The sequence below is a fragment of the Stappia sp. WLB 29 genome (assembly GCF_023507705.1).
In the GTDB taxonomy this organism is placed as follows: Bacteria; Pseudomonadota; Alphaproteobacteria; order Rhizobiales; family Stappiaceae; genus Stappia.
The window spans coordinates 225,229-247,439 of sequence record NZ_JALBGD010000008.1 but is presented as its reverse complement, the minus strand read 5'-3'; the positions used below and the strand labels follow the sequence as shown (position 1 = coordinate 247,439).

The following is a 22,211-nucleotide window of genomic DNA, read 5'->3' as shown; positions in this document are numbered from 1 at the left end:
CGGGCGATCTCGGGACCCGGTCAGTCCGCCTTCTTGACGTTCCAGAAGACCGGAACCGGCGAGGGCAGCATGTCGGTCAGCTTGTTGCTGCGCGCCTGCGGCGACGCATACTGGCCGAGCGGGATGTAGAGGACGTTGTCCAGAGTGTGCTTCTGGATCTTGACCGCCACTTCCTTCTGCTTCTCCGGCGTGTCGGCGGCGATGAACTCGGCCTTGAGGGCCTCCATCGTCTCGTCGGTCGGCCAGCCGAACCAGGCATTGTCGCCGCGGCCGTTCAGCATCGGGCTGATCAGGGGCGAATTGATCTCCGGCACCAGCCAGTTGGTGAAGAAGATGTTCCAGCCGCCCTCGGAAGGCTTGGCCTGGCTGGCGCGGCGCGTCACCAGAGTCTGCCAGTCCATCGGCTGCATGTCGACGTTGAAGCCGGCATTGCGCATCGCCTGGGCCGCGACCACCGGCTGGGCGGTGAGGCTGACCACGTCCGTCGGCTGCATCAGGACGACCGGCGTGCCGTCGTAGCCGGCTTCCTCGAGCAGCTTCTTGGCGCCCTCGATGTCGCCGCCGGAGATCAGCGTCTCGGCGCCGGACTCGTCGGCGAGCGGGGTGCCGCAACCGAAGATCGCGCCGCAGACCGTGTAATAGTCCGGATTGCCGATCAGCGTGCCGAGCACGTCGGCCTGGCTGAGCGCCATCTGGGCGGCCTGGCGGATCTTCTTGTTGTCGAAGGGCGGGTGCTTGAAGTTCATCCGGCCGATGGTCTGGTAGCCGAGATCGTCGCGGGTTTCGACCGTCACGTCCTCGCTGGAGGCGAGGATCGGCAGAAGGTCGATCTGCACCTGCTCGATATAGTCGATCTCGCCCGACATGATCGCGTTGATGGCGGTCTGGGCGTCCGGCATGGTCACCCACTTGACCTCATCGACATGGACCACCTTGCCGCCGGCCATCCAGCTCGCCGGCTCGTCGCGCGGAACGTAGTCCTCGAACTTGCGGTAGGTGACGGAGACGCCCGGCTGGTACTCCTCTTCGACGAAGACGAAGGGACCGGAGCCGATGTGCTCCTTGACGGCCTCGTCGGCGGACCCGCTGGCGACGCGCTCCGGCATGATGAAGGGCGGCAGCGCCGACTGCTTGCCGATGGTGTCGAGCAGCGCCGGGAACGGGCTCTTCAGCGTCCAGACGAAGGTCTTGTCGTCCTTGGCTTCCAGGCTCTCGGTGACGTCGAAGATCAACTGGCCGCCGGAATCGCGCTTGCCCCAGCGGGTCAGCGAGGCGATGGCGTCCGCCGAGGTGACCGGGGCGCCGTCATGGAACTTCAGCCCGTCGCGCAGGGTGAAGGTGTAGACGAGGCCGTCGTCGGAGACCGTCCAGTCGGCCATCTGCGGACGCGGGGTGAAGTTCTCGTCCACCGCGACCAGGACGTCGTAGATCATGTAGGCGTGGTTGCGGCTGATATGCGCCGTGGTGATGATCGGATCGAGCACGCGCAGGCCCGAATGCATCACCGCGGTGATGGTCTTGCCGGCGGCATCGGCCGGGGTGACGAGGCCGGTTCCGGCCAGCAGCGCACCGGCAAGCAGGCCGGCGACGGTGTGGCGGGCCTTCATCGCCCAGCCCTTGCGGGGCCGGGACAGGCGGGTGGTGACAGTGTCATGCAACATGATGCTTCCCTTTTTCTGGTCAGGTGATTTTCTTCTTATTGTTGGAGCGGAAACTCCCCCCGCTCCGCAACGCAAACCCCTTCAAGACCTATCGCCGGTAGCGGATCAGCCCTCCGTGACTTGCGGCATCCTCGCCGCGGAACGGGCCGGATCGTGAACCGGGCCGCCGGGCGACAGGCGCATGCCGGGACGCAGTTTCGTCCACGCGAGATCCGCCGGATCGAGGGGCATCGGCCCCGGGGCGGTGCAGACGAGAACGGTCTCGGCAATCGGGTCGAAATCGGCGCGGAAATGCACCGAGCTCTTGTTGACGAGGATGTCCATGCGCGTCGGCTCGACACCAACATAGCGGTACATCGCCAGATCGGCCATCTGCGCCTTGTGGCTGGCGACCACCACCTGCACCCCGTCGATGGCAAGGCAGGCGGACGGGCCGACATTCATGCGCGTGCCGCCGTAGTACGGGCCGGTCGCGTGCAACGAGCCGTCCGACAGGGCCTTGACGCGGAACGTCGCCTCCAGCGGGCTGTCGCCCGGAACGTTCGACTGGCCGCCGAGCGCGATGGCGATCTCCGCCCCCTCCCCGGCCTCGTGCGCGGCGCGGGCGGCGGCGGGATCGACGATCAGGCCGATGGCCGCGTTCTGCGCACCGTTGTGCAGCAGGGCCTTCAGCATGCCCATGGTGTTGGAATCGCCGCCGGCGCCGGGATTGTCCTGCGTGTCGGCGATGACGACGGGGCGGGTGGCGTCCCTGGCGATGCGCATGGCCTCGCGCACGCCCTCGTCCGGACCGAAGGCCCGGCCGGCAAAGGCGGCCTCGCTCTCCATGATGCGCGCGACCAGGCGGTCGGCGGCCCGGTCGGCCGCCTCCTGCGTCTCGCCATAGGCCAGCACGGTCTGGCCGCACTCGGCGATGTCGGCGGCGGGAAAGCCCATCCAGTAGGAAAGGCTGGCGACCTCGCCGCCCTCCATCTCCTCCAGCTCGCGGTAGAGGGTGCGGGCCGGCTCGATGAAGGTGCACTGCCAGGGGATCGGAATGAGGAAGGGCAGCCGGCGGAAGGCAGGGGCGAAGGGCTTGCCGCGCTGCATCAGGCGGTCCAGGCCTTCGGCCGCGCGGCGGCCTGTCTCGGCCATGTCGACATGCGGATAGGTGCGGAAGGCGACCAGCAGGTCGGCCGCATCGACCATCTGCTGCGTCGTGTTGCCGTGCAGGTCGAGGCTGACGGCGATGGGAACATTCGGGCCGACGACCTGGCGCACGCGGGCGATCAGCTCGCCCTCGCCGTCGTCGAGATGCTCGGCGACCATCGCGCCGTGCAGGTCGAGGCAGACGCCGTCGAGCGGGCCGGCGGCGGCAATGCCCTCGACGATCTCGCCGGCGATGCGCTCGTAGGCCTCGCGCGTCACATGGGCGGAGGGGATAGCCCCCGTCCACAGCACCGGCACCATGTCCCAACCGGCGGCGCGGCCATGGGCGATGGCGCCGGAAATGCCGAGATTGACGCCGACGGAGCGCTCCAGGATTTCCTCGCCCCGCGACAGCGGCAGGTAGCCGCCGCCCTGCTCGAACTCGGCCATGGTGGCGAGCGAGGGTGCGAAGGTGTTGGTCTCGTGCAGGAAGCCGGCAAGGGCGACGCGGCGGCTCATCGGACGGCTCCGCGGCAGACGAGGCTGGAGGGTGTCGCGGCGTGGTCGACGGGCACAAGATGCCCGGGCGACGCGCGAAGGAGTTTCAGACCTCGATCGAGCCTGCGAACCATCGGAACTCCAGTTCATATTGAAATATAATACGATCGTATTATTTTGTTACGATACGAATGGCGAAGTTGACGAGTCAATGCTGTTTTCTAAGCAGACCGTTTCTGGAGGGAGCCCGACATGACCATTTGGTCGCCGCGTGCCAGGCCCAAGGCCGGAACGCCCGAGGAACAGGCGAGCGACCCGCTGTTCGTGCGCTCCATCGCCCGCGCCGCCGATGTGATGGCGGCCTTTCACAAGAGCGATGCGCCGCTGACGCTGGCCGAGATCGCCGCGGCGGCCGGCATGGGCAAGAGCACGGCGCAGCGCTTCGTCCACACCTTGCGGCAGCTGGGCTATATCGAGCGGGACCCGACCGACCGGGGCTTCGTGCCGGGCCTGCGGCTGCTCGATCATTCGCTCGACTACCTGCGGCTCAACCCGCTGGTGGAGCGGGCGACGCCGATCCTGCTGGAGCTGCGGCGCAACGTGCGCGAGCGCGTCGACCTCAGCCTGTTCGACGACCTGCGTGTGGTCTATGCCGCACGCAACCAGAGCAAGCGGGAGACGTTCTTCGCCACTTTGGTGGGCCACTCGGTGCCCACATTCTGTGCAAGCGGCGGACGGGCGATCATGGCCCTGCTGAGCGATGCGGAGGTCGACGACATCCTCGCCCGGTCGCAGTTCATCCAGATCACCGTCAAGACGATCACCGATCCGGCACAGATCCGCGAGAAGGTGCAGGAGGCGCGCGAGGTGGGCTATGCGCTGGCGCTGGAGGAAGTGGTGCCGGGCGAGATCGCCATCGGCGCCGCCATCACCGGGCCGGACGGGCGTCCGATCGCGGCGATCCATGTGGCCGGTTCCCTGTCGGAATGGCAGCCCGAGGACTTCGCCCAACGCTTTGCGCCGCTGGCGCAGTCGGCCGCGCGGGCGATCAGCCGGGCCTGAGGCCGAGTTCTTCTCCTCTTGCAAGCCTCATGGGCAAGCGCCAGGTGCAAGCGTCGGGGCCGCCACGCCGGCGAAAGACGGAGGGCGCGCGCAGGTGCCGCCTCCCTTTTTCCCTGAAGCTGGGTTAGGCGTAGCCTTGGGCGCACGAAACGCAGGGCCCGACCACACCAGACGGAGCGACGGGGCCTGACCCTGAGACAGCCAAGCGACAAGCAGGAGCCGGGTTTCATGCCTTCGCCAATGGGCGAGCGGGCGGGCGAAGCCGTGGCCGCGCCGCAGGTTTTGCCCGCAGTCGTTTCCGACGGCGCGGCCGGCGAGAGGGAAGGCGCGCCGGAGCGCAAGAGCGCCCTGCGGCGGCGAATCGGTGCGGGCCTTGTCCTGTCGGTACTGCTGCACGGGGCGGCAGCCTGGCTGGTGTTCTTCGGGCCCGGCGCGGTGCGCGCCCTGCCGCCCATGCTCGACGAGCCGATCGAGGTGGTGCTGATCGAGCCGCCCGAAGTCGAGGAGCTAGTGGAGGAACAGGCCGAGGAGCCGCCTGCTCCGCCGCCCGCACCGCCGGAAGACGAGGACGTGCCGGATGAGGAGGCGCAGGCTGTTCCTCCTCCACCTCCTCCGCCGCCGCCTGCCCCCGAGCCGGAGCCGGAACCGGAACCGGAAGAGGCGGAGGAAGAGCAGGCCGTGCCCGAGCCCACTGAAACGGCGGCGGTGCCACGCGTGCTGATGCCGGTGACCGAGTTCGCCGAGGAGGACAGCGGCAGCGAGGACCAGGCCGGCGAGATCGCCCTGCGCGAGAGCCTGGACGAGCCGACCGAAGACGCCCCGCAAGAGGCGCCCGAGACGTCCGCCAGCGCGGAGGGGCAGGACCAGCCCGCCGGCGAGGGCGAAGGCGTGCAGCAAGGTCCCGGCGCGGCGGAAAGCGAGGGAACCGCGGAGAGCGGCGAGACGGGCGCTGCCGAGGAGCTTGCGGCCGAGACGCCGGGCGCCGAGGAAGAGGGCACGCCGCAGGAGGGGGAAGCTGCGCCGGAGGCAGACGCCGAGCCAGGCGCCGAGACGGAGGTGGCGGCGCTGAGCGACCCGAGCGAGGCGGAGAGCGAAGGGATCGGCGATCTCGACGTGCTGGCCACGCCGACGGAGGGGGCCGGCGTGCCGGCGGGCGGGACGGCCGTGCCGCGGGCCAAGCCGGCGGAGATCCCGCTCTTTGCAGGCTCCCGTGCCGACCCGCAATCGGAGGCCGAGGCGGTGGCGCGGGCGATTGCGGCGACGACGCCGGGCTCCGGCGGGCTGAGCTTTGCCCGGCCGGGCGGTGGAGGCGGCGAGGGCGAGCTTGCCGGCGGCACCACGGCAACGCGCCTGTTCTCGCGCGACATTTCCGACGATCCGCGCATGCGCACGGCAATGAACGGCATGCCGCAGGCCGCGCGCGTCGACCTCCTGTGCATGACCGAGCTGCGGGCGCAGCTGCGCACGGCAACGCCGCCCTACCAGGCGGATCTCCTGCCCTCGTTCCGGCTGGAAAGCGGCACGGTGCTGCAGCCGCGCCGGGCGGCCTTCCGCGCCGGCGGCCAGTGGTACGACCTCGCCTTCCGCTGCGAGCTGAACACGCAGGTGACGCGGGTGGAAAGCTTCACCTTCCGCGTCGGCGCGCCGGTCCCGCGCGCGGAATGGTCGGCCCGCGGCTTCCCCAGGAACTGAGCCGTCGTGGTTCTGGTCCTCGTGATCTGCCACCAACCTGCGGTTATCCCCTCACATTCGTGTCAGGGGGCTCCCGCTTGCCGAGAAAATCGGCTTAGGCTGGCGATTGCCGCGCCGGGACGTTGCCTGCATCCTGTTTGCAGGGAGGGCGCCCAGTATCGGGAGCGCGGCACGAAGGAGGCTTGAATGACGTTCCTCAAGAGCTATTCCGGACCGCTTCTCAGCGTCTTCCGCATCGCGGCGGGCCTGCTGTTCCTGCAGCACGGCACGACCAAGTATCTCAGCCTGCCGCCGACGCAGATGTCGGGCGCCTCGCCGATGACCATGGGCGGTGCGGCCGGCCTGATCGAACTCGTGTGCGGCGCGCTGATCGTGCTCGGCCTGTTCACCCGGCCGGCCGCGTTCCTCGCCTCCGGCACGATGGCGGTCGCCTATTTCGTGGCGCATGCGCCGCAGAACTTCTACCCGATCCTCAACGGCGGCGAGCTGGCCGCGCTCTACTGCTTCGCCTTCCTGTATCTCGCGGCGGCGGGCCCCGGCCCGATCAGCATCGACCGGATGCGCGGCGCGGCCTGAGGGCTTTTTCCGCGCGAGGCGATGAGCTTTGCGATCCGGCGGGCGCGGCAGCAATGCCGCGCCCGTTCGCGTTTTTCCATCGTCCCGCAGGGGGCAAGCGGGCGCCGTCGCGGCCCTTCCCTTCCCTTCCCTGCCCCGCCTTGCGTCCCGGCCTATTCCGCCGGATGGGCGGCGGGCGCGGCGGCTGTGCGCGAGCGGTCGCGGGCGAAGAGCGTGTAGGCGGTCGGCACGACGAAAAGCGTCAGCACCGTGCCGAAGGACATGCCGCCGACAATGACCCAGCCGATGGCCTGGCGGCTTTCGCCGCCCGCCCCTTCCGCCAGCGCCAGCGGCACCGCACCGAAGACCATCGCACCGGTGGTCATGAGGATCGGGCGCAGGCGCAGGGCCGCCGCCTCCACCACCGCATCGAAACGGCTCCTGCCCTCTCCCTGCAGCTGGTTGGCGAACTGCACGATGAGAATGCCGTGCTTGGTGATCAGGCCTATGAGCGTGATCAGGCCGATCTGGCTGTAGATGTTGAGCGTGCCGCCGGTCTGGTGCATCACCGCCAGCGCGCCCAGCATCGACAGCGGCACCGTCAGCATGATGATGAAGGGATCAATGAAGCTCTCGAACTGGGCCGACAGCACCAGGTAGATGAAGCCGAGCGCCAGCACGAAGATGAAGACGAGGCTGGACCCGGTCTGGCGGAACTCGCGCGAGACGCCGCCATAGTCGGTGCGGGCGCTGGAGGGCAGCACCTGCTGCGCCGTCGCCTCCAGATAGTCCAGCGCCTCGCCGAGCGAGTAGCCGGGCGCCAGGTTGCCGGCGATCTTGGCCGCGCGCAGCTGGTTGAAGCGGTTGAGCTCCTTGGGCGAGACGGTCTCGCGCACGGTGATCAGGTTGGACAGCTGGACCATCGAGCCGTCCTGGGCGCGGACATAGATATCCTCCAGGTCGCCCGGGGTCTGGCGGCCGGACGGATCGACCTGGACGATGACGTCGTACTGCTCGCCGTTCATGTTGAAGCGGGTGACCTTGCGTCCGCCGAGCAGGGTTTCCATGGTGCGGCCGACGGTGAGCACGCCCGCCCCCATGTCGGCGACGCGGTCGCGGTCCAGCTCCACCTCGATCTGCGGCTTGTTCAGCGCAAGGTCGCTGGTGACGTTGACGAGGTTCGGGTTCTCCTCGATGGCCGCAAGGAAGGTGTTGACCATCTCGTCGAGCCGCTCATAGGGCTCGGAGGTCAGGATCATGAACTCGATGGGCCGAGAGCGGGCGCTGACGCCGAAGGAACCGGGATTGTTGACCGAGGCGCGCAGGCCCGCGACGCGGCGGATCTGCGGCTGCAACTCGGCGCCGATCTCCATCTGGCTGCGCTCGCGGTCTTCCCAGGGCACCAGCTGCGAGAAGGAGGTGATGTCGGTGACCTCCGGCGAGCCGGCAATGACGAAATAGGAGCGGACCTCGGGAACGTCGGCGAGCAGCTGCTCCACCTGCATCGCATAGCGGCTGGTGAAGTCGATGGTCGAGCCCTCGGGCGCCGAGCCGGAGATGAACAGGACGCCGCGATCCTCCAGCGGGGCGAGCTCCGATTTCAGCGTGGTCAGCAAAACCCAGGAGCCGCCGGCGACCGCGAAGACCATCAGCACGATGAGCCAGCGGACCTTCAGCGACAGAAGCAGGGCGTATCTGTAGCCGTCGTTCAGCGCGTCCAGCCCGCGCTCGAGGGCGGCGGAGATACGGCCGCGCTTCTCGTGCTCCTTGAGCAGCTTCGAACACATCATCGGCGAGAGCGTCAGCGCCACCATGCCGGACACCAGCACGGCGGCGGCGAGCGTCAGCGCGAACTCGGTGAAGAGCTTGCCGGTGCGCCCCTCGGCGAAGGCCACCGGCGTGTAGACGGCGGCGAGCGTCAGCGTCATGGCGACGACGGCGCCGGAGATCTCCTTGATGCCGACGATGGCCGCGCGAACCGGCTTCATGCCGTTCTCGATGTGGCGGTGGATATTTTCCAGCACGACGATGGCATCGTCCACCACGAGGCCGATGGCCAGCACCATGGCGAGCAGCGTCAGCGTGTTGATGGAAAAGCCGAGCGCATAGATGAAGATGCAGGAGCCGATCAGCGAGACCGGGATCGTCACCATGGGGATGAGGGTCGCGCGCAGCGAGCGCAGGAAGAAGAAGATCACCAGCACGACGAGCACCACCGCCTCGGCGATGGTGGCGAACACGGCCTCGATGGAGCGGTCGATGAAGATCGAGCGGTCGTAGGAGATGTCGGCATTCATGCCCGCCGGCAGGTCGCGACGGATGTCGGGCATCGCCTCGTTCATCGCCCGCGAGACGTCGAGCGGGTTGGCCGTCGCCTGCTTGACGATGCCGAGGATCACCGCGTTCTCGCCCTTGTAACGGGTGGTGCGCCGTTCGTCCTCCGGTCCGATCTCGACACGCGCGACATCGCCCAGCCGCACGGCGAACCCGCCGGCATCCTTGACGACGATGCGGCGGAACTGCTCGCTGGTGGTCAAGCCGGTGCGGGAGAGCACGGTGAACTCGCGGTCGAGGCTCTCGATGCGGCCCGAGGGCACCTCGACATTCTGCTGGCGCAGGGCGGCTTCGACGTCCTGGACGGTCAGCTCGTAGGCGGCAAGGCGCGTTCGGTCGACCCATATGCGCATGGCGTAGCGCCGCTCGCCGAAGATGCGCACTTCCGCCACGCCCGGCAGGTTCTGCAGCCGGTCGCGGATGTAGCGGTCGGCATAGTCGGAGACCTCGATGGAGGAATCGCGGTCGCTGGTCAGCGCGATGAAGATGATCGCCTGCGCGTCGGCCTCCACCTTGGAGACGACCGGCTCGGACACCTCGTCCGGCAGGCGGCCGCGCACGCGGCTGACGCGGTCGCGCACCTCGTTGGCGGCCTCGTCCGGATCGACGGTCAGCAGGAAGCGGACGGTGATGCGGCTGGATTCGGGGCGCGAGCGGCTTTCCAGCACCTCGACGCCGCCGATGCCGGCGATGGAGCCTTCCAGGACCTGGGTGACCTGGGACTCGATGATCTCCGCGCTGGCGCCGGGATAGTCGGTGCGCACGGAGACGACCGGCGGGTCGATATTGGGATATTCGCGCACGGCCAGGCGGAAAAACGCGACGAGGCCGAGCAGCACCACCATCAGGCTGACGACGGTGGCGAAGACCGGCTTGCGGACGAAGAACTCGAGCATGGCTCAGCCCCCGGCCGGGCCGTCGACCACCTCGACCGCGGCGCCGTCGCGCAGCAGCAGCTGGCCGGCGGTGATGACCACCGCGCCGGAGGCAAGGCCGGAGCGGATCTCCACGTCGCCCGGGCTGCGAAGGCCGATCTCGATGGGCGTCTTGACCGCCTTGCCGTCCTCGAGGCGATAGACGAAGAGCTTGCCCTCGTCGCGGAAGACCGCCGCTTCCGGCACGACCATCGCCTCGCTCCGCTCCTCGATGACGATGCGGATGCGGGCGAAGAGGCCGGGCGACAGTCGTCCGTCCGGATTGGGCAGCTCGGCGCGCAGGCGGACGGCGCGCCCCGAGACGTCGACGATGGGGTCGATGGCGGTGATCTTGCCGGTGATCGTCTCGCCGGGCAGCGCATCGACGGTGACGGTCACCGGCAGGCCGACCCGCAGGTTGGACAGGTAGGTCTCGGAGACGCGGAACTCGACCTTCAGCGGATCGACGCTGGCGAGCTCGACGATGCGGTCGCCGGGACTGACATAGGCGCCGATGCTGATATTGCGGAAGCCGACGATGCCGGAAAAGGGCGCGGCGATCGAGGTCTTGGCAAGACGCGCCTCGGCCAGCGCCAGGTTGGCCCGGGCGGCGATATAGCCCTGCGAGGTCTCGTCGCGGGCGCGCAAGGTGCCGCTGCCCTGCTCCGCGAGCTTGCGGGCGCGCTCGAAATTGGCTTCGGCGAGCGACACTTCCGACCTGGCCTTGTCGAGCTCGGCGCGCAGGATCTGGGAATCCAGTTCGATCAGGAGGTCGCCCGCCTTCACCGCCTGCCCTTCGGCAAAGCCGATACGGGCGACGCGGCCGGCGATTTCCGGCGAAATGACGACGGACTCGTTGGCGACCAGCGTGCCGAAGGCGCGGATGTCCTCAACCACGTCGCGAACCCCGACCGGCGCCGTCTCGACGGCGACGCCGCGGCGCTGGCCGGTCGCCGCGGAGCCGGGGGAAGCGGTGGCAGGAGACGCGGTGACGGTGGACGTTGCGGAGGCCAGAAGGGACGGTGCGTCCGACCAGCTGAGATAGGCCACGCCCCCGGCAAGCGCCAACGCGACGATGGCGGTTCCGATGGCGGGCAGGCTCCGGTAGCTCATCTGGCAACAACCCCAAGGCTGACCGGTCGGCACCCGTTGCCGGTCCGGCGAGGTTCATGCGGCCCGAGCCCCCGGCTGACGACCGAAACCGCGCTATGCATGAGAATTGCGGGAAAGATTAAACCGGCCTGTCAGGACTGACAAGGCGAGCAATCGGGCAAACTGCCCAAATGTCGGCTGTCAAATTACTGTGAGCGCAGGAGGAATAGCGGCTCAGCCGGCCGCCCGCGAGGACTGCGGCGCCGTGCGGCAGTCGAGGTCGGTCAGCGTGACGATCCGGTTGCCGCGCAGGTCGTTGGCGCAGACCAGAACGCCCTGCTCCTCCATATGGGTCAGGAGCCAGCGGGCGCGGCCCGGCGAGCGGGTGCCATAGGCGCGGGCGATCTCGCTGTCGGGCGGACAGGGCCGCCCCTCCAGCGCCGCCTTGGCGAGCAGGAGGTAGACGCCGCGCATCTCTTCGGGAAGGCTGGCGGCGACCGTTTCGGCGGCCGACCAGACGGACGGATCGATGTCGCTGGCCTCGACGCCGGCGCGGGCGAGCGCGACGCGCTGGCGGAACTCGGGCAGCTCCGGCGGGCGGCCCGGCAGGCGGGCGATGCGGCAGCGCACCAGGAAATCCTGATAGAGGGCGGCCATCGGCTGGAACGCGGCCTCTCCGTCGCCGAGCAGCTCCGCGATCACCGCGTCCACCGCCTTGTCCTGCGCCTCGCGGTCGAGCGGCTCGATCTCCGCCTCCTCGCGCTTGGCCGCCTGGCGGGTGAGGCGCTCCAGCACCTCGGAGGCGGGAATCGCCTGCTGCACCGGCGGGCGCTCGGCGGCGACCCTCTCGTCCTGGCTCGCCGGCTGGAACAGAAGGTCCTGCAGATCCTCCGGACGGCCCTGCGGCAGCGGCGTCAGACGCGGACCGCCGCCGCGGCCGGCGGTTTCCACCGACCCGATGCGCACGGTCATCGGACGACGCGAAACGGCGGGCCCGAGCGCCACGAAATGGCCGCGCTCGAGATTGCGGAAGGCTTCCGCCTGGCGCTTTTCCATGCCGAGCAGGTCGGCGGCGCGGGCCATGTCGATGTCGAGAAAGGTGCGGCCCATCAGGAAGTTGGAGGCTTCGGCCGCGACGTTCTTGGCGAGCTTGGCGAGACGCTGGGTGGCGATGACGCCGGCAAGGCCGCGCTTACGGCCACGGCACATCAGGTTGGTCATGGCGCCGAGGGCGACGCGGCGCGCCTCCTCGCCCGTATCGCCGGAGGCGGCGGGCGCGAAGAGCTGCGCCTCGTCGACGACGACGAGGACCGGATACCAGTGGTCGCGCTCGGCCTCGAACAGGGTGTTGAGGAAGACGGCGGCGGCCTTCATCTGCCGGTCGGGCTCCAGCCCTTCCAGATTGAGGACGACAGAAACGCGGTGGGCGCGCACGCGTGTCGCGATGACCGCAAGGTCGCGCTCGCTGCCGGCGGCATCGACGACGACATGGCCGAAGCGCTCGGACAGGGTGACGAAATCGCCCTCCGGATCGATGACGACCTGCTGCACCCAGGGCGCGCTCTGCTCCAGCAGGCGGCGCAACAGGTGCGATTTACCCGAGCCGGAATTGCCCTGGACGAGCAGGCGCGTGGCCAGCAGCTCCTCGAGATCGAATTGGCAGGAGGCGGCCGCTCCCGCTCCCCTCACCTCGCCCATGTCGATGCTGACAGTCATTCTTGCCGGTGGTCTCGTGTGATGGAGGAAGTCGAACGGTCCCGTCGGCATGGCAGCCCGGCCTGCGCATTGCAAGGGCCATTCGCGGGAACCGGGCCACTATCGGCGATTCGCCTCGCGCTCCAAAGCCGGCCGTGGGGCACGCCGGCAAAATCCAGAAAACATTCAATATTTCAGAACTGTTAGGGCGCTGTTTACCCGGCGCGTCGAAACGTTCGACAAAAATGTCTTGTCTGGCGAAGGACCGAGAATGACCCCTGCAGCACGCAAATCCGGATCGCAAGCGCGGTCCCAGAGCCTGGGCGAGGAAATCGCCACGTTCGTCGGCGCCGACAGCTTCGGCACCGACCAGGCCAAGGCGGTGTGGCAGAAGCTCAAGCCGACCATGCCGGAAATCCTCGATGGCTTCTACGCCAGCATCGCCAAGCACCCGACGCTGGCGCCCAAGCTCGGCGTCAAGGGCGAGTACGTGCCGCGGCTCAAGGACGCCCAGACCGACCACTGGGACTATATCTTCAACCACGAGCCGGACCTGGAGTTCGAGGCGCGCGCGGTGAAGATCGGCGAGGCGCATGTGCGCATCAACCTGGAGCCGAAGTGGTATCTGGCCTCCTACGGCCGGCTGCTGGTCGAGGCGATCCCGGCGCTCGCCAGCCGTCACCGCCTGCAGCCGACGAAGCTCGCCGAGGCGCTGCAGGTGCTGGTCAGCCGCACCTTCCTCGACATGATCGTCTCCTACGACGCCTACGAGAACGGCGTGCTGCGCCAGCAGGCGCAGGACAACAAGATGGACAACGAGCTGGCCTCGCTGCGCAGCCTGGCCGGCACCGTGTCCGACATCAACGATGTGGCCATCGGCATGGCCACCTTCTCGCGCAACACCCGCAAGGCACGCGAGAGCGGCCAGGCGATCTCCGCCGCCGCGACGGAGCTGGTCACCTCGGTGGAGCAGATCGCCAGCAACAGCGACAGCGCCGCGCGCCAGGCGGACGCAACCAACGAGGCGGTGGCGCACGGGTTGCGGGCGATGGACGACGTGTCGCGCTGCATGGCCGAGATCGCCGCGACCGCACAGGAGAGCTCGTCGAACCTGGCCGACCTGCAGAAGGCATCCGAGCAGATCGGCGAGTTCCTGTCGGTGATCGAGAGCATCGCCAGCCAGACCAACCTGCTGGCGCTCAACGCCACCATCGAGGCGGCCCGTGCCGGTGAGGCGGGACGCGGCTTTGCCGTCGTCGCCAACGAGGTCAAGAGCCTTGCCACCCAGGCGGCGAAGGCGACCGAGGACATCACCCAGCGCATCGCGGCACTGCGGTCGGGCATGACCACGACGCAGACGGCAATTTCCAGCTCCTGCGAGGCGGTAGCACGCGGACAGGAGACGATCTCGGACGCCAACGAGCAGATGCACTCGATCAGCTCGCAGATCAGCGAAGTCTCGGCCCGGATGCAGGAGATCTCGCAGATCCTCGGCCAGCAGAAGGAATCGAGCCAGGAGATCGCGGTGAGCATCACCGGCGTTGCCGACCTTGCTGCCGAGAACGACCGCCAGCTGGTCTCGATGAGCGCGACCCTGCAGGCCAGCAACGACCGTTTCTCCGACAATGCGCAGACCTGGTTCAACGCGACTTCGCATCGCTCGCTGTGCGAGATGGCGAAGATCGACCACGTCCTGTTCAAGAAGAAGGTGGCGGACACAATCATCGGCCGCGACGAGTGGAGTGCCGACATCGTGCCCGACCATCACGGCTGCCGCCTGGGGCGCTGGTACGACGCGATCGACAACGAGAGCGTGCGCGCGCATCCCGCCTATATGGCGTTGCAGGCCCCGCACCAGCGGGTGCATGCCGCAGCCAAGGCGGCGCTTGCCGCCCATGCGGCCGGCGACGGCGATGCCACCGCCGCGCGTCTTGCCGACCTGGACAAGGCCAGTCACGAGGTGCTGGCGGCACTCGACGCCCTGTCGGAGGCGTTCGACACGGAACTCAGCAGCCTCGAGCGGCGCCGGTAGCAGCGCTCCGGAACGGGCGTCCGACACTCTTCGGGCGCCCTCCTCTTTCGGTTGTTTTTTCGAGATCCTTCCGCAAAACGCTGAGCGCGCGAATTTCCGCTTGCGCAGCGCCAACGCATTCGAAATCATGAATGTGTAACAGGGCTGCACGACAGAGCCCAACCGGGAGGAAATCCGATGCGCCTTCTCACCGCCCTCGTGGCGACGGGCCTTGCCGTCTCGACGCTTCCGCTTGTCGCGGAAGAGGCCCTCAATCTCGGTCCGGACAGCACGTCGGTCACCGTCCAGACCGAGGACGGGCCGGTCGAGATCACCCGAACGATGAACGAGACCCAGCTGATCGGCGGCGTGCTGCAGCCGATGATCCCGGTGCCCGGCGTACAGCCGGCCGGCGAGCTGGAAGTGCTGGCCGCGCTGCAGGACGAAAGGGCGCGCGTCGTCGACATGCGGACGATGGAATGGCGTGTGAAGTCGACGATCCCCGGCTCGATCCACATTCCCTACACCGACGTGTCGATGCGGCTCGACGAACTGGGCTGCACCGGTGAGCAGGGCAAGTGGGACTGCAGCGGCGCGCTCGAGGTCTTCGCCTTCTGCAACGGTCCGGCCTGCGGCCAGAGCCCGCAGGCGATCCGCGCCATGGTGCGCGAGGGCTTTCCGGCGGAGAAGATCCACTACTATCGCGGCGGCATGCAGGACTGGCTGGTGCTGGGCCTGACCACCGTCGAGAACCTGTTCTGACGAGACGCAAAGGGCCGGCGGCGCGAGACGCACCGCCGGCCCTGTCGGCTTATCGGCGAGACCAATCCGTCAGGCGAACGTGTCCTTGTACAGGTCGCGCAGGACGTTCTTCTGGATCTTGCCCATGGTGTTGCGGGGCAGCTCGGGCAGCACGTAGACCTTCTTCGGCTGCTTGAAGCGGGCAAGACGCTCGGCGAGCGGGGCAACCACCGCCTCCGGATCGAGCGAGACGCCCTTATGCGCGGCGACGACGGCGACGACGCCCTCGCCGAAGTCGGCATGGGGCACGCCGATCACCGCGCTCTCGGCCACGCCCTCGATCTCGTCGATCGCCGCCTCGACCTCGGCCGGATAGACGTTGAAGCCGCCGGAGATGATCAGGTCCTTGGCACGGCCGACGATGGAGACGTAGCCGCGCTCGTCGATGAGGCCCATGTCGCCGGTGATGAAGAAGCCGTCGGCCCGGAACTCGGACGCGGTCTTTTCCGGCATCTGCCAGTAGCCCTTGAAGACGTTCGGGCCCTTGACCTCGATGACGCCGACCTCGCCCTGGGCCAGTACCTTGCCGCTGTCCGGATCGGCGATGCGCAGCTCGACGCCCGGCAGCGGGAAGCCGACCGTGCCCGGACGGCGGTCGCCGTCATAGGGGTTGGAGGTGTTCATATTGGTCTCGGTCATGCCGTAGCGCTCGAGAATGGCGTGACCGGTGCGGGCGCTGAAGGCCTTGTGCACCTCGGCCGAGAGCGGCGCCGAGCCGGAGACGAACAGGCGCATGTGGGCGGCGAGCTCGCGGGTGAAGCGGTCGCTGCCGAGCAGGCGCGCGTAGAAGGTCGGCACGCCCATCATGGTGGTGGCGCGCGGCATCAGGCGCAGGATCTCGTCGAGATCGAACTTCGGCAGGAACAGCATGGACCCGCCGGCCAGCAGCGTCACGTTGGTGGCGACGAAAAGCCCGTGCGTGTGGAAGATCGGCAGGGCGTGCAGCAGCACGTCGTCCGACGAATAGTGCCAGTAGTCGACGAGGACCGAGGCGTTGGAGGTCAGGTTCTCGTGGCTGAGCATGGCGCCCTTGGAGCGCCCGGTGGTGCCGGAGGTGTAGAGGATCGCGGCCAGATCGTCGGCGCCGCGGGTAACGTCGTCGAAATCGGCGGCGGCGGCATCCGCCGCATCGCTGAGGCTGCCGCGCCCTTCGGGGTCGAGCGTCTCGACCCGCGCGCCGACCTTCTGCGCGATGGGGGCGAGCGCGTCCTTGCGGGCGGGATCGCAGACCAGCAAGGCCGGGGCGGCGTCGCCGACGAAATAGTCGATCTCCGCCGGGGTGTAGGCGGTGTTGAGCGGCAGGAACACGGCGCCGGCGCGCACGGTGCCGAGATAGAGCATCAACGCATCGGCGGACTTTTCCACCTGCACGGCGACGCGGTCGCCCGGCTCGACGCCGAGGGACACCAGCGCGTTGGCATAGGCGGCGGAGCGGGCCAGCAGCCCGCCATAGGTGATGACCTCTCCCGAGGGCTTTTCGATGAAGGGCGCCTGCTCGTTGCGGATGGCGGCGCGGATACGGGAGAAGAGATGGTTTTCTTGCGTCATGCGACGGGGTCCGGTGTCTGTGTCCTGAGTTCGGGGACGGATTTCAGCAGGCGGGTGACGGAGCTGGCGGCAGCGACCGTGCCCTGGGCCTCGAAGGCCTCGTGGTTTTTCTCGATATCGCCGAGATCGTAAAGATAGTTGACCATCAGGCCGAAGGACTGGCGCAGGCCGTTGCGCGAAGGATCGGCATTCCAGTTGATGCGCTCCAGCCGGGCGCCGTTGCCCAGATGGAAGCGGGCAACGGGGTCGAGCGGCTTGCGGCCGCCGCGCTTCTCGCGGGCAAGGTAGTGGGCGCAAAGGGCCCGCAAGGGCTCGCGCGCCTCCTCCGGAAGCGGTGCATCGCCGCCGCCGTTCGCCAAGAGCTCGCGCAGCTCCGGCGTCAGGACCGAGAGCGCCGGGTTGCCCTCCTCCGCCAGCGCCTTGCTAAGCCAGGTGCGCAGGCCCGGCACCGGCGACAGGGTGACGAAGGTCTTCAGGTTGGGCAGGTCGCGGCGCAGCTCCTCCACCACCTGCTTGATCAGGAAGTTGCCGAAGGAGATGCCGCGCAGGCCCTCCTGGCAGTTGGAGATGGAGTAGAAGACCGCCGTGTTGGCCTCGATCCCGTCGATGCCGGTCCGCTGCTCGGCGAGGATCGGCGGAATCGCGTCCGGGATCGCCTTGGTCAGCGCCACCTCGACGAAGATCAGCGGATCGTCGACCAGCGCGGGATGAAAGAAGGCATAGAGCCGCCGGTCGGGCACGTCGATGCGCCGGCGCAGGTCGTCCCAGTCGCGGATCTCGTGCACCGCCTCGTAGCGGATGATGCGCTCCAGGATGACCGCCGGGGTCGACCAGTCGATCCGGCGCATGACCAGGAAGCCGCGGTTGAACCAGGACGAGAACAGGTGCTCGAAGTCCCGGTCGACATCGGTCCAGCGGGGATGCTCGCGCAGGCCCGCGAGCAGCTCGCGCCGCATGCCGACCAGCGCCGAGGTGCCCCCCGGCGCCAGGTTGAGCCGGCGGATCAGCTCCTGCCGGCGCGGCTCGGAGACCGCATGGAGCCGGCGCAGGCGCGTCTCGTCCGCCGGGTCCTCGAGCACGGCGCGGGCAGCTTCCTCGACCTTGTCGCGGTCCGGGCCGAAACGGGCGGCGAGTTCGTCGAAGAACTCGGCCCGCCCCTCCGGCGGCAGGGCGGCATAGCTCGCCAGCACGTCGCGCGCCAGGGCGACGCCGGAGGCCTCGCCCCGCCCCGACAGCAGCGCCTCGCAAAGATCGCCCAGCGCCCGGCCGCTCGGCGGACGGTCCCGCCTAAGGTCGAGGAAGTGGCGGCCCTGCTCGGCGATGGAGGCGAGAAGGTCGTTGAAGAAGCTGCTGCTGCTCATAGGGCGGGTCCCATCAGGAGGTTGGGCAGCCAGAGCGCGATCTCCGGCATCAGGCACAGCAACACGATACCCACAACCATGCACCCGACATAGGGGATCGATCCGCGCAGGATCTCGCCGAGGGTGATGTTGGGCGCGATGCCGTTGATGACGTAGAGGTTCAGGCCCACTGGCGGGGTGATCAGACCGATTTCCATGTTGATGGTGAGGACGACCGCGAACCAGTAGGGATCGAAGCCCGCCTGGATGATGATCGGCAGCAGGATCGGCGCCGTCATCAGGATCACCGCCACCGGCGGCAGGAAGAAGCCGGCGAACAACAGGAAGGCGTTGATGATCGCCATCAGCACCCATTTGTTGACGTCGAGCAGGGAGATCCACTCGGCGATGGTCTGGGTGATGAACAGCGAGGACAGGGCGAAGGAGAACAGCTCCGAGGCGCCGATGATCATCATGATCATGACGCTTTCCTTCAGCGTGTCGCGGAACAGCGAGCTGTAGAGCGACAACTTCCACAGCCGGTAGATCACGGCCACGAAGATGAGGCAGAACAGCGCGCCGACGCCGGCGGCCTCCGACGGGGTGGCGACGCCGCCATAGAGCACGTAGAGGATCGCCGCGATAATGCCGAGGAAGGGCAGTACGCGTGGCAGAACCTCGAGACGCTCGCGAAACGAGAACCGCCTGCCCAGCATGTCGAGGCCGACGCCGCGGCGGCGGCAGTCGTAGATGGTCCAGGCCATGAACAGGGCCGTCAGCATCACGCCCGGCAGCAGGCCGGCGAGGAACAGGCGGCCGATGGAAGTCTCGGTGGCGATGCCGTAGACGATCATGGTGACCGACGGCGGGATGAGGATGCCGAGCGTGCCGCCGGCGGCGATGGAGCCGGCGGCGATCTCGTTCGGATAGCCGCGCTTGGTCATCTCCGGGATGCCCATCTTGCCGATGGCGGCGCAGGTGGCGGGAGACGAGCCGGACAGGGCGGCGAAGATCGAGCAGGCGCCGAGATTCGACAGGACGAGGCCGCCGGGCACCCGGTTGAGCCAGCGGTCGAGCGCCTCGTAGAGATCCTTGCCGGCTGGCGAGGAGGCGACGGCGGCGCCCATCAGGATGAACATGGGGATCGACACCAGGCCGAAGGAGGCCAGGCCGCCGAAGAAGGTCTCGCCGAGAATCGAGACGCTGCCCCAGCCGTCGGCAAGGATCAGCGCCAGGATCGACACGAGGCCGAGGGCGAAGGCGATCGGCGTTCCGACCGCGAGAAGCGCGAGCAGCCCGACGAGAACGCCGGCGCCCCAGAGCATGGGCGTCATCGCGCACCTCCCTGAATCTTGATGATTTCGGCGATGTATTGCAGGACCATCAGGCCGACGCCAACCGGCAGCGGCAGCAAGGGGATCCACAGCGGGATGGCCCACACGGTGCTGGTGCGCCAGCCGAAGGACCAGGCCTCGTGGAAATAGACCCAGCCCGACCAAGCCAGCAGGGCGCAGAAGGAGATGCCCGCCAGCGCCGACAGGGTCTGCAGGATCCGGCGGCCGGCAGGAGCGGCGCGCAGCTGCAGCAGGTCGACATTCACGTGGCCCTTGTTGAGCAGCACGTAAGGGGAGCCGAGGAAGGTGGCGGCGACGAGCGCATAGATGACGTACTCGGTCTGCCAGACCGTCGAGCCGCCGAGAAAGTAGCGCACGATGACCATATGCGTGACGACCAGCGCGGCGCTTCCCGTCAGCACCATCGCGATCAGTCCGAAGAAACGCGAGACGGCCGAGACCGCGGTTATGTAGAAGGACATCGCCTTTTGGTTCCGGTTGCATCGGCGCCCGCCGGGACAAAGCCCCTCCCCGGCCGGCTGGACGGCCGGCGGCATCGGCGAGCGCAGGTGTTGGAAGGTGCGGGACCGGTCGGACCGGCCCCGCGCAGGGCGACTGCCGGCGGCCTGTTGCCGCCGCCGACGTCAGGCGATCAGTCGACCGCCAGGGCCTTGGCGATCAGATCCTCGCCGCCCGGCACGTTCTCGGAGAAATTCTTGTAGGAGGTCTCCTTGGCGATGGCGAGCCAGGCGTCGTAGTCCTCCGCCGACATCTCCACGACCTCGACGCCGGCATCCTTGAACGTCTTGATCATCTTGTCGTCGAGACCCTTGGCTTCGCCCGCGAAGTAATCCTGCGCAACCTTGCCGGCTGCCATGAGCGCGTCCTGCTGCTCCTTGGACAGCTTGTCCCAGCTGCGCTTGGACATGAGGATCGGCTCGTACATGAACCACAGGGCGTTGGCGCCCGGCGCGGTCAGGCAGGTGGTCTGCTCGTAAAGGCGGTAGGACACGAACGAACCGGACGAGGTGTTGGCCGCGTCGAGCACGCCGGTCTGCAGACCGGTATAGATCTCCGAGGACGGCATCGAGGAGATCGAGGCCCCCGCTCCCACCAGCATCTGCTCGAAGGCCGGGCCGGCCGCGCGCGTCACCTGACCCTGCATCGTCTCCGGTGAGGTGATGCACTGCTTCTTGGAGGCGAAGCCGCCGGCGAGCCACGCATCGGCGATGACGACGACGCCGGCATCGTTCACGATCTTCTTGATGTCGTCCATGAAGGGCGAGGTGTTGAGGCGGGTGGCGCGGTCATGGTTGCGCACCAGACCCGGCATCAGGGTCGCCGAGAATTGCGGGTGACGGCCCGAGGCGTAGTCCAGCGGGAAGGCGGAAATGTCGAGCTGGCCCTTGGTCATGGCGCCCCACTGCTCGTTCGCCTTGAACAGCGACTGGCCGGGATAGACCTTGATCTCGACGCCGACATCGGCCTTGGCGACCTCGCGGGCCAGGATCTGGACCATCTCGTCGCGCACGTCGCCCTTGCCGCCCGGCCACTGGTGCGAGGCCTTGAGCACCACGTCGGCGGCATGGGCGGCCGGAACGGCCAGGGCAAGGGCTGTTGTCAGGCCGAGAGCGGCCCTGGTGAATGACTTGAACATCGGTTTCCTCCCAGTGCCGGCCGGCCATCTTCGCGGCCTCCGGCTTGCATGTGCGGACGGTAGCCGCCCCCTCTTCCCTGGAGCAGCCCGCCTCGCTCGAAGGTGACCACGGGCCATGCATTCAAGTCAACGGTTTTTGTATACAAGAATTCAGCGGTCGCATAAAATGGCAAGATGGATGCACCTTCGAACACCCAAAGACCCACCCTGCGCACTGCCCAGATCCTGCGCGAAGCGCTGGAATACGACATCGCGACCGGTGTCTTCGCGCCCGGAACGCGCCTCGACGAGGTGTCGCTGGCCAAGCGCTTCAACGTTTCGCGCACGCCGATCCGCGAAGCATTGATCGAGCTGTCGGCTTCCGGGCTGGTTGAGATCCGCCCCCGGCGCGGCGCCTTCGTGCAGGAGATCGGCGTCTCGCGGCTGATCGAGATGTTCGAGGTGATGGCGGAGCTGGAGGCGATGTGCGCAAGGCTCGCCTGCCGGCGAATGACGGCGGGGGACCACGCGGACCTGCTGGCGGCGCACGAGGCCTGCACGGCGGCGGCGGATGCGGGCGAGCCGGACGCCTATTTCTACGCCAACGAGACGTTCCACGACACGATCTATCGCGGCAGCGGCAACGGCTTCCTCGCCGACCAGGCACGGGCGCTGCAGAACCGCCTGAAGCCGTATCGCCGGCTTCAGCTGAGAGTGCGCAATCGTGTGGGAAATTCGCTGAGCGAGCACCAGGCGATCGTCGATGCGATCATCGCGGGAGACGACCGCAAGGCCGAAGGCGCGCTGCGCTCGCATATCCTGATTCAGGGCGAGCGGTTCAACGACTTCGTCGCCTCGCTGGCACGGGCGGATACGGCACAGGCGCGCCGGCTCAAGGGATGAGGCGCCG

Annotated in this window: 16 protein-coding genes; 6 read left to right on the top strand and 10 right to left on the bottom strand. The window is 68.1% G+C overall.

Going from position 1 to position 22,211, the window contains the following annotated elements; all coding sequences use genetic code 11:
* Window positions 1-20: 20 nt before the first annotated feature.
* Complete coding sequence (locus MNI96_RS16165) at window positions 21-1,607, bottom strand: ABC transporter substrate-binding protein (RefSeq protein WP_249694826.1); 1,587 nt, start codon at window positions 1,605-1,607, stop codon at window positions 21-23.
* A 159-nt stretch (window positions 1,608-1,766) separates the two neighbouring features.
* Window positions 1,767-3,308: a M81 family metallopeptidase gene (locus tag MNI96_RS16160; RefSeq protein ID WP_249694818.1), complete on the bottom strand. Its 1,542-nt coding sequence runs from the start codon at window positions 3,306-3,308 to the stop codon at window positions 1,767-1,769.
* A 231-nt stretch (window positions 3,309-3,539) separates the two neighbouring features.
* Between MNI96_RS16160 and MNI96_RS16155 the strand changes: the two genes are divergently transcribed.
* The 3 genes from MNI96_RS16155 to MNI96_RS16145 all read left to right on the top strand — a co-directional run bounded on the left by MNI96_RS16155 (window position 3,540) and on the right by MNI96_RS16145 (window position 6,617).
* Window positions 3,540-4,349 (top strand): IclR family transcriptional regulator, encoded by an 810-nt coding sequence (locus tag MNI96_RS16155; protein WP_249694817.1) that lies wholly within the window; start codon window positions 3,540-3,542, stop codon window positions 4,347-4,349.
* Window positions 4,350-4,577: 228 nt separating this feature from the next.
* On the top strand, window positions 4,578-6,041 hold the full coding sequence (locus tag MNI96_RS16150; protein ID WP_249694816.1) for a DUF930 domain-containing protein: 1,464 nt from the start codon (window positions 4,578-4,580) through the stop codon (window positions 6,039-6,041).
* A gap of 186 nt (window positions 6,042-6,227) precedes the next feature.
* Entirely contained in the window at window positions 6,228-6,617 is a 390-nt protein-coding gene (locus MNI96_RS16145) for a DoxX family protein (protein ID WP_249694815.1), read from the top strand.
* A gap of 152 nt (window positions 6,618-6,769) precedes the next feature.
* Here the strand turns inward: MNI96_RS16145 and MNI96_RS16140 are convergent, their stop codons facing one another.
* From MNI96_RS16140 to MNI96_RS16130, 3 genes are all read right to left on the bottom strand, one after another.
* On the bottom strand, window positions 6,770-9,826 hold the full coding sequence (locus MNI96_RS16140) for an efflux RND transporter permease subunit (protein WP_249694813.1): 3,057 nt from the start codon (window positions 9,824-9,826) through the stop codon (window positions 6,770-6,772).
* Window positions 9,827-9,829: 3 nt separating this feature from the next.
* Window positions 9,830-10,957, bottom strand: coding sequence for an efflux RND transporter periplasmic adaptor subunit (locus MNI96_RS16135; RefSeq protein WP_249694811.1), 1,128 nt, complete (start codon window positions 10,955-10,957; stop codon window positions 9,830-9,832).
* 213 nt (window positions 10,958-11,170) lie between these two features.
* Window positions 11,171-12,652, bottom strand: coding sequence for a helicase HerA domain-containing protein (locus MNI96_RS16130; protein WP_249694808.1), 1,482 nt, complete (start codon window positions 12,650-12,652; stop codon window positions 11,171-11,173).
* A gap of 250 nt (window positions 12,653-12,902) precedes the next feature.
* Here MNI96_RS16130 and MNI96_RS16125 point away from each other — a divergent pair, with 250 nt between their 5' ends.
* Together MNI96_RS16125 and MNI96_RS16120 are read left to right on the top strand one after the other, a co-directional pair.
* A complete protein-coding gene (locus MNI96_RS16125) occupies window positions 12,903-14,663 on the top strand; it encodes a methyl-accepting chemotaxis protein (protein WP_249694807.1) in 1,761 nt (586 codons plus the stop codon).
* Between the two features lie 177 nt (window positions 14,664-14,840).
* A complete protein-coding gene (locus MNI96_RS16120) occupies window positions 14,841-15,404 on the top strand; it encodes a rhodanese-like domain-containing protein (RefSeq protein ID WP_249694806.1) in 564 nt (187 codons plus the stop codon).
* A gap of 69 nt (window positions 15,405-15,473) precedes the next feature.
* On the opposite strand, the gene MNI96_RS16115 is transcribed toward MNI96_RS16120, so the two are convergent.
* The 5 genes from MNI96_RS16115 to MNI96_RS16095 all read right to left on the bottom strand — a co-directional run bounded on the left by MNI96_RS16115 (window position 15,474) and on the right by MNI96_RS16095 (window position 21,322).
* A complete protein-coding gene (locus MNI96_RS16115; protein ID WP_249694805.1) occupies window positions 15,474-16,991 on the bottom strand; it encodes a malonate--CoA ligase in 1,518 nt (505 codons plus the stop codon).
* Window positions 16,988-18,352, bottom strand: a complete 1,365-nt coding sequence (locus tag MNI96_RS16110) for a malonyl-CoA decarboxylase (protein ID WP_249694804.1) — start codon at window positions 18,350-18,352, stop codon at window positions 16,988-16,990. The genes MNI96_RS16115 and MNI96_RS16110 overlap by 4 nt, the downstream gene beginning before the upstream one ends.
* Window positions 18,349-19,665, bottom strand: coding sequence for a TRAP transporter large permease (locus tag MNI96_RS16105; RefSeq protein ID WP_249694803.1), 1,317 nt, complete (start codon window positions 19,663-19,665; stop codon window positions 18,349-18,351). Before MNI96_RS16105 ends, MNI96_RS16110 begins: the two co-directional genes overlap by 4 nt.
* Window positions 19,662-20,147: a TRAP transporter small permease subunit gene (locus MNI96_RS16100; protein ID WP_249694802.1), complete on the bottom strand. Its 486-nt coding sequence runs from the start codon at window positions 20,145-20,147 to the stop codon at window positions 19,662-19,664. Before MNI96_RS16100 ends, MNI96_RS16105 begins: the two co-directional genes overlap by 4 nt.
* 170 nt (window positions 20,148-20,317) lie before the next feature.
* Window positions 20,318-21,322 carry a TRAP transporter substrate-binding protein gene (locus tag MNI96_RS16095; RefSeq protein WP_249694801.1) on the bottom strand — a complete coding sequence of 335 codons (1,005 nt, stop codon included), beginning with the start codon at window positions 21,320-21,322 and terminating at the stop codon, window positions 20,318-20,320.
* A 174-nt stretch (window positions 21,323-21,496) separates the two neighbouring features.
* Between MNI96_RS16095 and MNI96_RS16090 the strand changes: the two genes are divergently transcribed.
* The gene (locus MNI96_RS16090) at window positions 21,497-22,204 is read left to right on the top strand and encodes a GntR family transcriptional regulator (RefSeq protein ID WP_249694800.1); all 708 of its coding nucleotides are present in this window, start codon (window positions 21,497-21,499) and stop codon (window positions 22,202-22,204) included.
* Window positions 22,205-22,211 lie beyond the last annotated feature (7 nt).

Excerpts from the sequence above, each read along its gene's own strand:
- MNI96_RS16165 (WP_249694826.1), bottom strand. The coding sequence starts at position 1,607 with ATGAAGGCCCGCCACACCGTCGCCGGCCTGCTTGCCGGTGCGCTGCTG.
- MNI96_RS16160 (WP_249694818.1), bottom strand. The coding sequence starts at position 3,308 with ATGAGCCGCCGCGTCGCCCTTGCCGGCTTCCTGCACGAGACCAACACC.
- MNI96_RS16155 (WP_249694817.1), top strand. The coding sequence starts at position 3,540 with ATGACCATTTGGTCGCCGCGTGCCAGGCCCAAGGCCGGAACGCCCGAG.
- MNI96_RS16150 (WP_249694816.1), top strand. The coding sequence starts at position 4,578 with ATGCCTTCGCCAATGGGCGAGCGGGCGGGCGAAGCCGTGGCCGCGCCG.
- MNI96_RS16145 (WP_249694815.1), top strand. The coding sequence starts at position 6,228 with ATGACGTTCCTCAAGAGCTATTCCGGACCGCTTCTCAGCGTCTTCCGC.
- MNI96_RS16140 (WP_249694813.1), bottom strand. The coding sequence starts at position 9,826 with ATGCTCGAGTTCTTCGTCCGCAAGCCGGTCTTCGCCACCGTCGTCAGC.
- MNI96_RS16135 (WP_249694811.1), bottom strand. The coding sequence starts at position 10,957 with ATGAGCTACCGGAGCCTGCCCGCCATCGGAACCGCCATCGTCGCGTTG.
- MNI96_RS16130 (WP_249694808.1), bottom strand. The coding sequence starts at position 12,652 with ATGACTGTCAGCATCGACATGGGCGAGGTGAGGGGAGCGGGAGCGGCC.
- MNI96_RS16125 (WP_249694807.1), top strand. The coding sequence starts at position 12,903 with ATGACCCCTGCAGCACGCAAATCCGGATCGCAAGCGCGGTCCCAGAGC.
- MNI96_RS16120 (WP_249694806.1), top strand. The coding sequence starts at position 14,841 with ATGCGCCTTCTCACCGCCCTCGTGGCGACGGGCCTTGCCGTCTCGACG.
- MNI96_RS16115 (WP_249694805.1), bottom strand. The coding sequence starts at position 16,991 with ATGACGCAAGAAAACCATCTCTTCTCCCGTATCCGCGCCGCCATCCGC.
- MNI96_RS16110 (WP_249694804.1), bottom strand. The coding sequence starts at position 18,352 with ATGAGCAGCAGCAGCTTCTTCAACGACCTTCTCGCCTCCATCGCCGAG.
- MNI96_RS16105 (WP_249694803.1), bottom strand. The coding sequence starts at position 19,665 with ATGACGCCCATGCTCTGGGGCGCCGGCGTTCTCGTCGGGCTGCTCGCG.
- MNI96_RS16100 (WP_249694802.1), bottom strand. The coding sequence starts at position 20,147 with ATGTCCTTCTACATAACCGCGGTCTCGGCCGTCTCGCGTTTCTTCGGA.
- MNI96_RS16095 (WP_249694801.1), bottom strand. The coding sequence starts at position 21,322 with ATGTTCAAGTCATTCACCAGGGCCGCTCTCGGCCTGACAACAGCCCTT.
- MNI96_RS16090 (WP_249694800.1), top strand. The coding sequence starts at position 21,497 with ATGGATGCACCTTCGAACACCCAAAGACCCACCCTGCGCACTGCCCAG.